The sequence below is a fragment of the Acinetobacter sp. 8I-beige genome, from assembly GCF_902505955.1.
Taxonomy (GTDB): Bacteria; Pseudomonadota; Gammaproteobacteria; order Pseudomonadales; family Moraxellaceae; genus Acinetobacter; species Acinetobacter johnsonii.
The window spans coordinates 557,985-572,703 of record NZ_LR732792.1 but is presented as its reverse complement, the minus strand read 5'-3'; the positions used below and the strand labels follow the sequence as shown (position 1 = coordinate 572,703).

The 14,719-nt window shown below is 38.6% G+C and carries 11 protein-coding genes and 1 pseudogene; 11 read left to right on the top strand and 1 reads right to left on the bottom strand.

Features of this window, described 5'->3' with window-relative positions; translation table 11 throughout:
- Positions 1 to 86 precede the first annotated feature (86 nt).
- Positions 87 to 737 carry a TetR/AcrR family transcriptional regulator gene (locus GVX98_RS13105; RefSeq protein ID WP_078388813.1) on the bottom strand — a complete coding sequence of 217 codons (651 nt, stop codon included), beginning with the start codon at positions 735 to 737 and terminating at the stop codon, positions 87 to 89.
- A gap of 246 nt (positions 738 to 983) precedes the next feature.
- Here GVX98_RS13105 and prpB point away from each other — a divergent pair.
- The 11 genes and pseudogenes from prpB to tagF form a co-directional block, all read left to right on the top strand.
- Positions 984 to 1,681 (top strand): annotated as a pseudogene (gene prpB / locus GVX98_RS13100) (methylisocitrate lyase); the annotation flags it as partial.
- A 224-nt stretch (positions 1,682 to 1,905) separates the two neighbouring features.
- Entirely contained in the window at positions 1,906 to 2,556 is a 651-nt protein-coding gene (locus tag GVX98_RS13095) for a hypothetical protein (RefSeq protein WP_159128338.1), read from the top strand.
- A gap of 40 nt (positions 2,557 to 2,596) precedes the next feature.
- On the top strand, positions 2,597 to 3,100 hold the full coding sequence (gene tssB, locus GVX98_RS13090) for a type VI secretion system contractile sheath small subunit (RefSeq protein ID WP_159128337.1): 504 nt from the start codon (positions 2,597 to 2,599) through the stop codon (positions 3,098 to 3,100).
- A complete protein-coding gene (tssC, locus tag GVX98_RS13085) occupies positions 3,093 to 4,574 on the top strand; it encodes a type VI secretion system contractile sheath large subunit (protein ID WP_159128336.1) in 1,482 nt (493 codons plus the stop codon). Before tssB ends, tssC begins: the two co-directional genes overlap by 8 nt.
- A gap of 46 nt (positions 4,575 to 4,620) precedes the next feature.
- Positions 4,621 to 5,124 (top strand): type VI secretion system tube protein Hcp, encoded by a 504-nt coding sequence (locus GVX98_RS13080; protein WP_004693082.1) that lies wholly within the window; start codon positions 4,621 to 4,623, stop codon positions 5,122 to 5,124.
- 66 nt (positions 5,125 to 5,190) lie between these two features.
- On the top strand, positions 5,191 to 5,667 hold the full coding sequence (gene tssE, locus GVX98_RS13075) for a type VI secretion system baseplate subunit TssE (protein ID WP_010326723.1): 477 nt from the start codon (positions 5,191 to 5,193) through the stop codon (positions 5,665 to 5,667).
- Between the two features lie 12 nt (positions 5,668 to 5,679).
- Positions 5,680 to 7,488: a type VI secretion system baseplate subunit TssF gene (tssF, locus tag GVX98_RS13070; RefSeq protein WP_159128335.1), complete on the top strand. Its 1,809-nt coding sequence runs from the start codon at positions 5,680 to 5,682 to the stop codon at positions 7,486 to 7,488.
- Positions 7,452 to 8,453: a type VI secretion system baseplate subunit TssG gene (gene tssG / locus GVX98_RS13065; protein ID WP_004979586.1), complete on the top strand. Its 1,002-nt coding sequence runs from the start codon at positions 7,452 to 7,454 to the stop codon at positions 8,451 to 8,453. The genes tssF and tssG overlap by 37 nt, the downstream gene beginning before the upstream one ends.
- A complete protein-coding gene (locus GVX98_RS13060; RefSeq protein WP_004979588.1) occupies positions 8,446 to 9,873 on the top strand; it encodes a hypothetical protein in 1,428 nt (475 codons plus the stop codon). Before tssG ends, GVX98_RS13060 begins: the two co-directional genes overlap by 8 nt.
- 90 nt (positions 9,874 to 9,963) lie before the next feature.
- On the top strand, positions 9,964 to 13,722 hold the full coding sequence (gene tssM, locus GVX98_RS13055) for a type VI secretion system membrane subunit TssM (protein WP_171503367.1): 3,759 nt from the start codon (positions 9,964 to 9,966) through the stop codon (positions 13,720 to 13,722).
- 36 nt (positions 13,723 to 13,758) lie between these two features.
- Complete coding sequence (tagF, locus tag GVX98_RS13050) at positions 13,759 to 14,715, top strand: type VI secretion system-associated protein TagF (RefSeq protein ID WP_010326718.1); 957 nt, start codon at positions 13,759 to 13,761, stop codon at positions 14,713 to 14,715.
- The last annotated feature ends 4 nt before the right edge of the window (positions 14,716 to 14,719 follow it).

The following is a 14,719-nucleotide window of genomic DNA, read 5'->3' as shown; positions in this document are numbered from 1 at the left end:
GGTACAGAACAACAATTAGTTGTTGGTTGGTGGAAAGAAAAAGAGAGTCGATTAATATACTATATGCAAAGGAAATTGCAAAAAAACTAGACTTTTTGATGACCTGCTAAGAAACGATCTACGCAATAATGAACATATTCTAGATTTTCTTGTTCATTTTCTTCAACATAGATGTTCATCAGTACGCGCCACTCTAATTCACGCACAATACCAAAAAAAAGCTGCGCAGAATAATTTGGATGTTCACATCGAATAATGCCTATTTCATCTGCTTTGGTTAAAACACAAGCCACGGCATCTTCAATATGTTTAGGCCCTTGTTTGTGAATATGAAAGGCTAACTGTGGATTACGTTGTACTTGTTCCATAATGAGTCTTAAAAAAGAGGCATTTTCTGGAAGCACAAGATGCGTTTGAATATTTAAAATGGTTTGTATTAAATAAACGCGCAAATTGTCCTTAGTAAAATCAAAAGGTATACAAATATCTTTAAAAAACAGCTCACGACGATAGTCACAAATGGCTGTAAAAAGACCGTCTTTATTTCCAAAATATTTGTAAATCGATGCTTTTGAACCACCCGCATGATTGACAATATCATCAAGTGAAACCGCATCGTAGCCATGTTGCAAAAACAACTCGTTTGCACTTAATAAAAATGCAAGACAGCGTTCATGACCTCGTTTTGTGTGAGGTATGTCACGTGTAAGGGGTTCTAGTTGAACTGAGTCGTGCATATAACTAACAACAGCCTAATAAATGTGGATCTCTAGTTGCTATCATAGCAAAAATATGTACACATTGTTGTTTTGGGGCTTATCTGTTTACCACTAAACCTCAGTGCGTGGAAGAAAATTACACAATAAAAGCGTGAACCATGGGACTAAAGTTTTAGAGTTTTCATTCTAAAATGTCATAGCCAATTCAGTCATTATGGCTATACTCAAAACTCGAAAATTAAAGTAAATGCCGTGGAAAGGACGATGACAGAACAAAGATCTGCAGGCTTAAGATTTAGACAAGCACTAGAAGTGGAAAAACCATTACAAATTATCGGTACAGTCAATGCTTATGCAGCAATGATGGCGAAACAGGTGGGCTACAAGGCCATCTACCTTTCGGGTGCTGGTGTAGCCAACTACTCTTATGGATTGCCTGATTTAGGCATGACCAGTCTGGATAATGTTTTGGAAGATGTACGCCGCATTACCGAACGTGTAGACACCCCGTTACTGGTCGATATCGACACCGGTTGGGGTGGGGCATTTAACATTGCGCGTAGCGTTAAACAAATGATTGCCGCAGGCGCAGCCGCAGTGCACATCGAAGACCAAGTAGCACAAAAACGCTGTGGCCACCGCCCAAATAAAGAAATCGTCACCCAACAAGAAATGGTTGATCGCGTCAAAGCTGCAGTCGATGCCAAAACTGATGCAAACTTTGTGGTGATGGCACGTACCGATGCCCTACAAAAAGAAGGCCTACAAGCGGTGATTGACCGTGCTTGTGCTTGTGTAGAAGCCGGTGCCGATGCGATCTTTGCCGAAGCAATGACTGACATTACTATGTACAAAACCGTCTGTGATGCAGTTGGTGTCCCTGTATTGGCCAACATCACCGAATTTGGCGATACCCCATACTACACCAAAGAACAACTGGCAGAACAAGGCATCTCGATGGTNTCATAATACACAAATGAAATTTAGATAAAAAAGAAGATATATTACAAAAAGCAAACACAGTTACTTTTGAGTAACATTTCTTCCCTTGACTTTAGGTGCTATATTTTTGTTAAATCCAAGCGCATTATATAAGCAGAAAATATTTACCTAGGGTGTGTATATTTTAAATCGAAGTTACTGATAATAATTTTAATTTTTTATTCATAAAGGTTTGAGGCAAGTTTTGAAAAAATATTATTTAATTTTACCTACATTCGTTTTATTAACGGTGACACCATTTGCTTTTGCAGCGGTAGAAGAGGGTATTAGTTTAAAAAATAAGTGTATTAAAAATTACCCATTGGTAAATGGTGAAACTGATCACGATTTACTAAGTTTATATGCACAGATTTGCGATAGTAAAAATAAAAAAAATGATGAGCTAAAAAATAAATTATTGGTTCAAGCTGCTAGTCGATATCAAGAACTTGGGAAAAGTTATAAAGCACTTCAACTGGTTGAAGAGTTAAATGCGCGAAATATTAATCATACATCATTAACAGATACTCGGTTTTTAGCTGGCGTTTCGATTGCAAATATGGCGTTAAACCATATGCGTCAAGAAGAAATGCGCTATTTATCTGCAGACTTAACTTATCCGCCTGCCAAAGATTTGTCTAATCTCGTTCGTAACTCTTTGCCTGCGCCAGATACGAGTGATGCAAAGGCCGTGGTGATCAAAGCACCAAAGAAAACAACGCGTAAAATCGCAAGTTCAACCAAACAAACCACAAAGAAAACAACGGCTCAGGTGGCAAAACCCAAAAAAGTTGAGAAAGCACAATCAACTGAAGTGGCGAGCAAACCGAATACGAATCCCTTCAATTCACTTTAAAAACTTTCATTTTTGAAATAATAAAAAATAGGATTTTCATATGGCTAAACGTGAAAGCGTCCAAAAAAAGTTACAGCGTATTCGACCACCTCGGGTACAACTGACTTATGATGTTGAAGTTGGTGATGCTAAAGAAATTAAGGAATTACCATTTGTTGTTGGTGTTTTAGGTGATTTTTCCGCGGCATCTGAAATAGAAAAAACCAAGCTCAAAGACAAAAAATTTATTAATGTTGATTTAGAAAACATTGACGAAGTCATGGAGTCCTTAGCACCACGTGCTGCCTATCAAGTTGAAAATACATTGACTGAAGATGGTGGATGTATGTCTGTTGATTTGACATTTAAGTCGATGGAAGATTTTCGTCCTGAAAATGTGGTTCAGCAAGTAGATCCTTTGAGAAAATTGGTGGAAGCTCGTGAACGTTTGACTGATTTGCGCAACAAAATTTCTAATAATGAGCGCTTAGAAGATCTACTTGATCAAGTTCTGCAAAATACAGATCAAGTACGCAAAATGAGTGTGGAGGCTGAAAATGAATAATGCCCAATCTGTTGCAGTTGCTCAAGATACCACTGAAGAATTTACGCTATTAGATTCAATTGTTGAGCGCAGTCGAATTGCTCGAAATGAAGAAGAGCATGATCGTGCGAAAAGTTTAATTGGAGAACTCGCTAAGGAAGTGATGGCGGGGACGATTACTGTTTCAGAAAATATGACATTATCGATTGATAAGCGTATTGCTGAAATTGATGCGCTCATTTCGACGCAGCTCAGTAAAATTATCCATGACGAACAGTTTCAAAAAATTGAATCGACATGGCGCGGTTTATATTACTTTTGCCAGGAAACACCATCTAATCCATTGATTAAGATTCGTATGTTAAATACGACGAAGAAAGAATTAATCAAGGATTTTCAAGGCGCAACGGACTTTGATCAAAGTACATTGTTTAAAAAGATCTATGAAGAAGAATATGGGTCATTTGGTGGTGCACCATATGCCACATTAATTGGCGATTTCGAGTTTGATCGTACACCTTCAGACATGTATTTGCTTGAACAAATTTCACATGTTGCCGCAGCTGCACATGCACCCTTTATTTCTGCCGCAGATGCCAACATTCTTGGGTTGGAATCTTTTACGGATATTGACCGTCCACGTGAAGTATCCAAAATTTTTGAAACCGCTGAATATGTCCAGTGGCGTTCTTTCCGAGAAAGTGATGATGCGCGCTATGTTGCATTAACAATGCCACGTGTATTGGGGCGTCTGCCTTATCACCCTAAGGAAGGTACAGCGACTGAAGGCTTTAACTTTGTGGAAGAAGTCTCTGGGCAAAATCATGATGAATATTTATGGATGAATGCAGCCTATGCTTTTGGCACGCGTTTGACCAATGCTTTTGATATGCATGGTTGGTGTGCTGCCATTCGTGGTGTTGAAGGTGGTGGTTTGGTAGAGGGATTACCTGTTCATACCTTTAAAACTAGTGATGGTGAAGTGGTCTTTAAATGTCCAACTGAAATTGCCATCACCGACCGTCGTGAAAAAGAACTCAGTGATCTTGGCTTTATTCCTTTAGTACATTGTAAAAACACGGATTATGCAGCATTTTTTGGTGCGCAATCGACGCAGAAACCTAAAAAGTATAATAGCGATTCTGCCAATGCAAACTCTGCTTTATCTAGCCAAATTCAGTACATTATGGCCGTTTCACGTATTGCACATTATTTAAAAGCCATGATGCGAGATAAAGTCGGAAGCTTTGCTTCGGCTGGAAACATTGAAACATTTTTAAATGAGTGGTTGGCTCAATATATTTTGCTTGATGACGGTGCTTCACAAGAGGCGAAAGCGCAATATCCGCTGCGCGAAGCATCTGTCAAAGTTGTAGAGAACCCAGCACAACCGGGGCACTACAAATCTGTGGTTTTCTTAAGACCACATTTCCAGTTGGATGAGTTGTCAGTATCACTGCGACTTGTTACCGAGTTACCTCAGTCCTCAAACTAATTTGAGTGCCAACACATAATAACTTTAGAATAGGAAAAGATTACAAATGAAAGACATATACGTACAGTTCAGAGGTAAATATAAGGTCGATGGCGAGTCGCGCGATACAGAGCACCAAGGCTGGTTAGAGGTGAACTCTTGGTCACACAATATTCGTCAGCCAAAGTCTGCAACATCATCAAGTGTTGGTGGCCATACGGCGGAACGTGTTGAACATTCTGATATGCTGTTTGTTAAAGATTTGGATGCAACCAGTCCAAAACTTTGGGAAGCATGTTCAGCGGGTTATACCTTTGATGAAGTACAAATTGATTTTTATCGTGCAAATGGCGATAAACGTATTAAGTATCTACAAATTAAATTGAAGCATGTTTTGGTTTCAAGTGTTACACCAACAGTAAGTGAAGAAGGTGTTCCGCTTGAAGGATTTGGTTTGAAATATGCTGCTGTGGAATGGACGTACAACCAGCAAGATATTAATGGCACACAAAAAGGTGCTGTGACCAAGAAATGGTCTCTATCAAACAATACTGCATCATACGCTGCATAAAAATAACTTAAAAAATAAAGGCTAACCAACGTTGGCCTTTATTTATGCGAGATGATTTTAATCAACATGAATCTAGATCAGCTTTATCCCTATGGGTTTAGAAAAACGCTATTTGACCGATTACTACCGACCACTGAACAGGACCGATTGGGGATGTCTCTTCAGGAGCTACGTGAATCCGTCGCGACCGACTTAGAAGATTTGTTGAACAGTCGTATGGCCAATTTTAATGATTCAATTGATGCTTTCCCGTTGGTGAAAAAGTCCATTGTTCAGTTTGGAATCATTGATTTTGTTGGATTATCGACTGCGAATCCGACCGATCGCGATAAAATTTGCCAGTCGATTGCAGCGTCTATTACTGCACATGAGCCGAGACTGAAACAAATCAAAGTCGAAATGTTGCTTGATGGACAGAATATGGGGGCGTTGTGTTTAAGTATTCAAGCCTATTTAAATATTCATCCTTTATATGAACCCGTGATTTTTGATGCTTTGCTCAAACCGACAACACAACAATATGTTATTTCTGCAAGAGCTTAATGGGGCTGATTTGTGATTGAAGAATTATTACCGTACTACGAAAAACAATTACAAGAATTTGGGCAGCAGTCCCGTGAGTTTTCGCAAAAATACCCAAAAATCGCTCAGCGTTTATCCTTAAACCAAGAGCAAGTAGATGATCCGCATATTGAACGCTTAATTCAGTCCTTTTCTTTAATTGCAGCAAGAATTGATAAGAAACTGGCGGACAGTTACGACATCTTTACCCGGTCTTTGTTTGAGGTGATGTTTCCTCAATACCTCAAACCATTTCCTGCATGTACTGTGGTCAGTTTTGAAGACTTAAATAAGTGTAAACAATTAACTGAAGCTCATCTTATTCCTAAAAATACTGCAATAAAATCAAGAAGTTTTAAAGGTGTACAGTGTGAATTTAGCACCACACAAGAACTAAAGTTATTACCCATTGAACTGAGTCATCTCAATTTTAAAACGAATCCTAGTGCGCATATGCATTTAAATCAAAATGCAACGCTTAGCTTAGGATTTAATATTTTTAATCAGGCACATCAAATTTTAGAAAAAGAAAATTTGCCTATTTATTTGGATGCGATATCCAATTTTCCACTACAAGTTTTGGATGCTGTGTTCCAATCCAGCACAGGCTTTTCATTAAAGTTTGGTCATCGCGTCATCGATATCCCAAATCCGTTTAGTATCATGGGTTTTGCTGAAACTGAAAGTCTGTTGCCCTTGGATCAACATACACATCATGCATACCGGCTGTTGATGGAATATTTCTGTTTTTCTGAAAAATTTAACTTTCTCAATATGAACTTAGGTTTGTTAAAACATTTAGAAAAAGAGCAAAATCAGTTTGAAATTTTGATTCATCTTAAATTAAATTTAAATGATCAGGTCAATATTCGAAATTATTCCGAGTTGAATATCGCAAACTTTAAATTATATGTAGTACCAGTTATCAATTTATTTAAAAAACAGGCTGAACCTCAAAAAATTAATCATCAACAACTCGAATATCCTTTAATTACCGATGCTCATCATCCTGAGTTTTATCAAACTTATTCGATTACTAAAATGCAAATGATTCGTGAAAAATCGAATAAAGATCAAACTACCCTTGAAATTTATCCATTCTTTGCGATGAGTCATTATCAAAAGGATGAGACTCAGTTTTTTTATAGTTTGAATTCCACGCAGCTACAACATAAATATGTTGAAACGGGCTATAGTATTATTTCAAAACATTTATCGCCTGAAACAACAAAATCTGATTTTATCAGTACGCAATTATTATGCTCCAATCGTGATTTACCCCATGAGGCATTGAGCCAAGCCAACAATATATTAAATTTGAATGACAGTAGTCTGGCACGGCGAGCTGTGGTTTTAAAAAGACCGAATAAACCCTATTACTTTGAACAAAATAAAATAGAGCAATGGCGGATCATTTCGCATTTATCATTAAATACTTTATCTCTCACCAAGGGCGATGCTTTAAGTCATATTCAGGAATTACTTGAACTCTATAACCTGCCTCAGCTTAAAGAAAACCACCTTATTATTAATGCGATTCAGTCGGTTAATTTTGAATTAAAGCAAAAGATGGTGGATGCAAAACCATTCCCACTCTTTATACGAGGGCTGAAAGTAAATCTAGGGATTGATTCGAAAGTGTTTCGAGGACATAGCTTATATATTTTTAGCCAGTTGTTGTCGCATGTCTTTAATCTAAAAGTCCAGATGAACAGTTTTGTCGATGTTGTTATTTCAGATGCTCAATCTCAACAGGAGTTATACCAATGCGTGCAGAACGTTGGTGGCAAGACACTTCTATAGTTGATGTACTGGTTGAACAACCGAACGCTTTTGAATTTATTCAAGCCACGCGATTATTACGTCATGCTGTAGCTCCACATGCCAAAAAAGAAGGGGATTGGGCAAAGCAGTTTAAGTTTCATAGTTCACTGAATCTCAATTTTCCGAATGCAGAAATTGAGAGTTTGACCCTTGACGAAGAAAAAATTCATTTAACCAACTTAATGATTGGTTTAACTGGGATTCAGGGCACCTTACCATATAGCTATACCAATAAGATTAAACAAAGTGCGCGTATACAACGGAATGAAACACTTCATTTTTTAGGTTTATTTAATCACAAGCTCACGGCGCAATATGTGGATGCATCTTTAGCCTACCATTTACCGATTCGCTATGAGATTGAGCAAGAAAACCATTACCTCGATATTTTGCATGCACTAAATGGTTATGTGAGTGCTCAACATGAGCAACAGGACTTAGATGATTATTTTGCTGAATTCGCTGGATTAATGCAGGGGCAAAATAATACAGCACATGCGCTAAACACCATGCTGAGCTGTGTGTTTAAGCAACCGTTTAAAATTAAAGAATTTGTGGAAGAGATCTTTCACTTGTCCCCTGAACATAGAAGCACACTTGGTGGTAATGCTAACCAATTGGGCATTAATACCTTTTGTGGAGAAAATATTCGTCAAATAGATGGAAAAATTGAAATAGAAGTTGGCCCCGTCTCATACGCTGAATATTTAAAATTTTTACCTGACCAAGCTGAGAGTATAAAACTCAAACGATTACTCGCGAGCTGGCTCAGTCCAACGCTTGGGGTGGATTTAAGAATCATCCTGAGGAAAGACGATATTCAACCGATTCAGCTGAGTTCAACGATGACCATTGGTTTATCACAAGGCGCTTTTTTAATGCCGATGCAGACCGAACACAATCACGAAACCTGTTATACATTGATGGGGATGGGGCATGCTTAAGCTCTTTATTGGTACTTTAAGCAGCTTATTGTTGCTTGTCGCAGGAATCGTCATTTTTTACTGGCGTGACATTCAGTATGAACCAACTGGGGCAGACCTGCTTAATTATTTGCTTCTATTTCCACTGATTCTGTGCGTAATTTTATGGTCTCCAGTATTTATTTATCATGGCATTAAAGCTCACCAAAAGCGCAAAGAGCAGCAAAAACAAGCGCAAGTAGAGCAGCATCAGGATGATGAGAACCAACAGGCTGAACCTGTTGAAATTCAGTGGTTAAACCTAAATATTTATTCATCTTCTGCGTATAGTGCCTTTGGGGAAAATGACGAGATTCTTGACGAGATTAAAAAATTTAAAAGCCCAGAGCTCGATACGCAATTACAAAATGCCTATGGCTTACCGATGCTGTCTTATCGCATACATGCACTAGACCATGTCATTACAAATCAGGACGATGATGAAGTCGTTGATCCTCCGCGCCATCTGCGAATTCAAGCCCTGATCAAGCATCAACTAGAACAACATGCAGAAACATTGTGGCAAATCTCACAGCATTTAAAGCAATCAGCCTTATTTTATGATAGTGAATTGGCCTATGAATATCGTATGCATCCAGCATGGATTGATCCTACGAGTGAATATGATAGGAACGAAACAGAGGAGCAACCTGATGTGCAGCAGGTTGCTAAATTAAACCGTATTAATATACATATGCTGCTGCCTGAATCGATGTTACATGTTTGGAATGAAGAACAAAGCAGTGGTGTCGTACAGGATTATTTAAGTTCATTAGGCGTGATTACGCAGCAAATTCATCTTGAGCACCATTATTTCTGTCAAGAAACAGCCTATAAAGATTGGATGCTGTTATTGGAGCAAATTTCTCAGCAGTCAGAGGAAATTACATTCATCTTGAATGTAGACTCTGAAATTGACCAAGAACTGCTCGATGAAAAAACATGGTTAACCGACCATTACTTGCCTGCTGAATATGCCTCTAGTTGGTTCTTAGCATCATCTTCTTTACCATTACTTGATATCAAACCCTTAAAACAACTCAAGATTGCGCTAAACGAGACCAATCTTGCCAATTATTTTGCATCCCCACCGATGAAGCAATTAGAACAATTTAAAGATATTCAGCCTTTTGTGCTGATGCTCGATGATATTACAGACATTCAAACCATGAAAAAACTTAACCAAATTTTCGATCGAAGTGGGATTGAATCGCATCACTTCATTCATACCAAACAAAGCTTTGGACATACGCAGCATTTGGCCAAAGTATTTGGATTTATGTTGAGTATGCATTTGCCTGATGAGCTGATGGCGATGATTTATAGCACTGATCAATTGTCTACACATTGTTTTCTACATGCGTGCGAAGACAGTAATATCCCTGTAGAACCAACCATTTAAATTAAAAAAGAATAAGAGAGTATTGTGAATTCTTTATTTTATAACGTCTTAGGTTATATTTGGCAATATGTGAGCAACCCTAAAGCCATAATGGCTATATCGGGTTTTGTCGCACTAATGGCCATGTATAACGTCATTCCAGCCAAAATCTTTTGGCCTTTAATGATTTGTTATGTATTCGGGTTGATGCTGTGGGGAATTTATTTACTCATTGTACGTCGTCGACATGCAGTACAAGGTGAAGCTCTTGCCGATGCCATTGCACATGACACCAATGCAGAATATGGAAAACAAAAAAACAAAGATGAACTTCATTTGATTCAGCAACAAATGAAAGAATCTATTCAGTTGATTCGAAAATCAAAACTGGGGGATAAAAAGGGCAATGCTGCACTCTACGAGTTGCCATGGTATATGGTAATTGGTAATCCTGCTGCAGGTAAAAGTTCGGCCATTTATAACTCGGGTTTAAAGTTTCCGTTTGAAGAGACCCATCAAAAATCAGTTTCTGCTGGACTTAGCGGAACCCGTCAATGTGATTGGTTTTTTTCAACAGAAGGCGTGTTATTAGATACTGCGGGTCGTTATTCCGTTTATGCGGAAGATCATTTTGAATGGTTAGGTTTTTTAAATATTTTGAAAAAAAACCGCTCAAAAGTACCAATCAATGGCTTGATCGTGATTGTCAGTATTGCTGAATTAGTGAGTAACAGTCCAGAAAAGTCGATCAAACTGGCAAAGAATTTACGTGCACGAATTCAAGATCTTACTGAGCGCTTAGAAGTTTTTTCACCTGTTTATTTGGTCTTCTCTAAAATGGATTTGATAGCAGGCTTTACTGAGTTTTTTGAATGCTATGAAGTCGGTGAGTTTGATCAGGTTTGGGGGGCAACACTGCCTTATACAACCGATGGGGCCAATAATGCTGTTGAACTGTTTGAAAAACACTATTCCATCTTATATGACGGTTTAAAAGGCGTTAGTACGACACATCTTAGCCGCCGACACTCGCAGAATATTTCTCCAAGTGTCATGACATTTCCTTTAGAGTTTAAAAGCTTAAAGCCTGCATTAAAGACATTTATTGGCACGCTGTTTGAAGATAACCCTTATCAATTTAAACCTGTTTTCCGTGGCTTTTATTTCACCAGCGCACTTCAAGAAGGCATTATTGAAAGTCCAATGACCGAGCAAATTGCTCAAGACTTTTTATTGCAAAAAGGTTTAGACAATGAAAATGGCATTCCAACGCGCTCAGTTTCGCAAAACCATGGCTATTTTTTAAAAGGTTTATTTTCAGACATTATTCTGAAAGACAAGAACCTCGTTAAACAGCATATTAACCCTAGCCGAAAGCGTCAGCGTTATATTGCCTTTGTTGCCGCTTTATTTGGTGTAGCCATCATTTTAAGTCTATGGGTGTGGTCTTATCGGAATAATCAGCAATTGATTGCAGACGTACAAGCCGATTTAGACAAAGTCGTTTTACTTGAAAAGCAATCGGGTCAAGAGTTGTCTACACAACTCGGCGCACTCTTGATTTTACAGGAACGTATGCAGCAGTTGGACCAATTTGAAGAAGATCGTCCTTTAAAGCTGGGTTTTGGTCTATATCAGGGAGATGAGCTGCAGGAGAAGCTAAAAACAGAATATTTAAAGGGTGTTGAGCAAATCGTCTTGATTCCAACACAACAAAATATTGCCCAATATCTACAGCGGGTGAAAAGCAATGAAGAAAAATTGCGCACAAACCATGCAAATGTAGAGCTGACACCTGTTGCAAAAACACAGCAATATTTAGAGCCTAATGATGCAAATCCACAAGATGCATACAATGCTTTAAAAGCCTATTTAATGATGGGTAATACTCAATATATGGATGCAAGCCATTTAAGTGATCAAGTCACACGCTTCTGGCGTTCATGGTTGGATAATAATCGTGGGCAAATGCCGCGCGGAGAAATGATCCAAAAGGCAGAGCAAATTTTGTCGTATAGCATGACTTTAGCTAGCGATCCTAAATTTCCTGTACTCAGCTCAGACAGCTTAGTGGTGGATCAAACGCGTCAAGTTCTCTTGTCTGTTGTTCGTGGAATGCCTGCACGAGACCGTGTTTATAATGAATTAAAAATGCGTGCGGCTGTCCGTTATCCAGCATTAACCATAAAGCAAATGCTTGGCGATGCCAATCAAAATGCAATCTTAGGCAGTTATGCCTTACCGGGTATGTTTACACATGCTGCATGGTCAGAATATGTTGAACAAGCCATCGATGAAGTTGCAAAACGTCCTACAGATACCAAAGACTGGGTACTCAACACTACACAATCAGATGACCTATCATTTAGTGGTAGTCCAGATCAAATTCGTAAACAACTCACAGAACTCTATAAAAAAGAATATATTGCGGAGTGGCGGAAATTTTTAGGTGCGATACATTATGCCAAAGCTAAGGATTACGGACAACAGGCGAGTTTCGTTCAAGTTTTAGGCGAGCCTGAAAACTCACCCATTCGAAGTGTTTTTGATCGTGTTGCGAAAGAAACCAGTTGGGACAATCCAGTCGTAATGGCGGAGCTGGCAGCGCCGCAAACAGGTTTTGTGGCTTGGTTTAAACGCAAAGTATTAAGACGAGATGAAACTCAGCTTGATGCCAAAGTCATGAATCAAGCGCAAGGCCCGATTTCTAAAGAATTCCAGATGTTTTATCAGTTGGTGCGTAAGCGTGACGACCAACAAAATAAGTCTTTGCTTGATGAATACATGCAATCTTTAGCTCAAGTCCGAAGTAAATTCAATGACTTGAAAAGCTCAGGGGATATTGGACCATCTGCGATGAATTTGGTTAAGTCGACCATTAATGAGCAAAATTCTGTCTTTAATACAACACAGAAGCTGGTCGATGAAAAAATGTCTGTGGGCTTGTCTGAGGTTGATCAGAAACTGCTCCAAAAGCTGTTGATGTCGCCTCTGACACAATCATTTGAAAGTTTAATTCTCCCTGCACAAGATGAGATGAATAAGCTATGGGGTATGCAAGTCTACCAACCTTTCAATACGAACCTGAGTAAAAAATATCCTTTTAACTCTTCAGCGACACTGCAAGCAACCAGCAATGAAATTAGCCAAATTCTTGGCGAAAATGGCAGTATTGCGCGTTATGTCAAAGAGTATCTTGATCCACTGGTTATTCGTCGTGGTTATACCTTGACTTCTAAGACATGGAAAGATTTAGGGATTAGTTTAAATCCACAATTTGTAATGAATTTTCAAAGCTATGTTGCGCCAAGTAATGGCATGGCAACAGGAGCGTTAAATCAAGCTTCGTCTGCACCTGCTGCTACGGCGCAATCCAATTTTCAATTTTACCCAATTGAAAATCCTAAGTTTTTATCCTATACCATTGATATTGATGGACAAAGAATGCTTTATGAAAACGGCATTCAACAATGGGTGAATTTTGTATGGCCAAATGCCGGAGCAATTCCAGGTGCACGTATTACAGCCATTGATTTAGATGGGAAAACGCATACGATTTTTGAGGCGCCTGGTGAATATGGTATTAATCGTTTAATTGATGGTGCTGAGCGAACGCAACGTGGCGGAAGCTATGAAATGATTTGGAGAAATCAGCAAAATCCAGAGCTTGCAGTAAAAGTCAATTTCCGTTTAATCAGCGGAGACGCAAATGGTGGAGTAGGCGGGCAGCGCAGTTACAATGGCATGCAACTGGTCGATCAAATTGTCACCAATAAATCCGTACGTGTGGTGGCAGCGCAAACCACACCTTCAGCAACTGTTGCAAGTCCTAAAGCTCCAACATCGGGGATACAGGAGTCTCGTTTATGATTTCTCGAAAGTGGCTAGGTTGTAAGGAGTATTGTGATGGATGAACTGCGGACTTTAGCTTTATATTACGGAAAATGTCCTGCACGTGGTGATTTCTTAAAAACACGCGGTCAGTATGCCTTAATTCAACTGATTGATCAGTGGATTACTGAAGCATTAGAACATGCCATGCAATCAGAGGGATTTAGTCAAGCGTATGAAAAGCTACCTTCATTAGACTTTTTTATTGCCAATCCACAAGAAAATAATTTTCTTGTGGCAAATTTGATTGCCAGTCACGATAGTTCTGGCCGTCAATTTCCAATGGTATTGAGTCATTTATTAGAAGTTGAAAATAGTTTTGATAATATTATTTATGCGCCATATCGCTATAAGCAAACTTTAATCGACTTATTTCAAAAGAATCGTGTGGTACGTTCGATACGTGACCCTAATATCGTGCTCGATAAATTATCTAAATTAAATAATGAGATACAAGTTTTTAATCACAGCGAAGTTTCGGCATTTTATGAACACCATACGATACATTCATTTGCTCAATTACTAAGAATGAGCAGTTACGAGCTTGCACAAAGCATGATTGGACTCGGGTTATTGTTACAGCCCGTCATTCAACATGGTACTAGTCGCTTAACTAAAGTGTTGATTTTACCTATTAATAACTCTAGCTACTGCTATGAAATTGCAGCTTTTTGGGTCAATCTAATTAGTTTTTTTATTCAAAATCAAAATGCTGAGCTTCTGATAGGGATTTTGCATAGCGAAAAACCGGTACTGCTTTTTGGCTTTCAAGGGGCAGATATTATGACTTTAAGTGAAATTTTCACGCAAAAGTTAGATTCAGATCACTGGGTTTCATTGGTTCAAGCGAATTGGATTGATGCATATTTAGAGCAAAATGCCGGTTTGGCAACGCTGGAGCAAGCTTTGTGTGAGCGGCAATTGAGCTTAATACAAGCTGTGAAACTTTTTAAAAAAACTTTTATAGATTAGTAAA

Bases quoted from the DNA above. Each gene is read 5' to 3' on its own strand.
- tssM (WP_171503367.1), top strand. From the start codon at position 9,964: ATGGCTATATCGGGTTTTGTCGCACTAATGGCCATGTATAACGTCATT.
- tssC (WP_159128336.1), top strand. From the start codon at position 3,093: ATGAATAATGCCCAATCTGTTGCAGTTGCTCAAGATACCACTGAAGAA.
- tssB (WP_159128337.1), top strand. From the start codon at position 2,597: ATGGCTAAACGTGAAAGCGTCCAAAAAAAGTTACAGCGTATTCGACCA.
- tagF (WP_010326718.1), top strand. From the start codon at position 13,759: ATGGATGAACTGCGGACTTTAGCTTTATATTACGGAAAATGTCCTGCA.
- GVX98_RS13080 (WP_004693082.1), top strand. From the start codon at position 4,621: ATGAAAGACATATACGTACAGTTCAGAGGTAAATATAAGGTCGATGGC.
- GVX98_RS13060 (WP_004979588.1), top strand. From the start codon at position 8,446: ATGCTTAAGCTCTTTATTGGTACTTTAAGCAGCTTATTGTTGCTTGTC.
- tssE (WP_010326723.1), top strand. From the start codon at position 5,191: ATGAATCTAGATCAGCTTTATCCCTATGGGTTTAGAAAAACGCTATTT.
- GVX98_RS13105 (WP_078388813.1), bottom strand. From the start codon at position 737: ATGCACGACTCAGTTCAACTAGAACCCCTTACACGTGACATACCTCAC.
- tssG (WP_004979586.1), top strand. From the start codon at position 7,452: ATGCGTGCAGAACGTTGGTGGCAAGACACTTCTATAGTTGATGTACTG.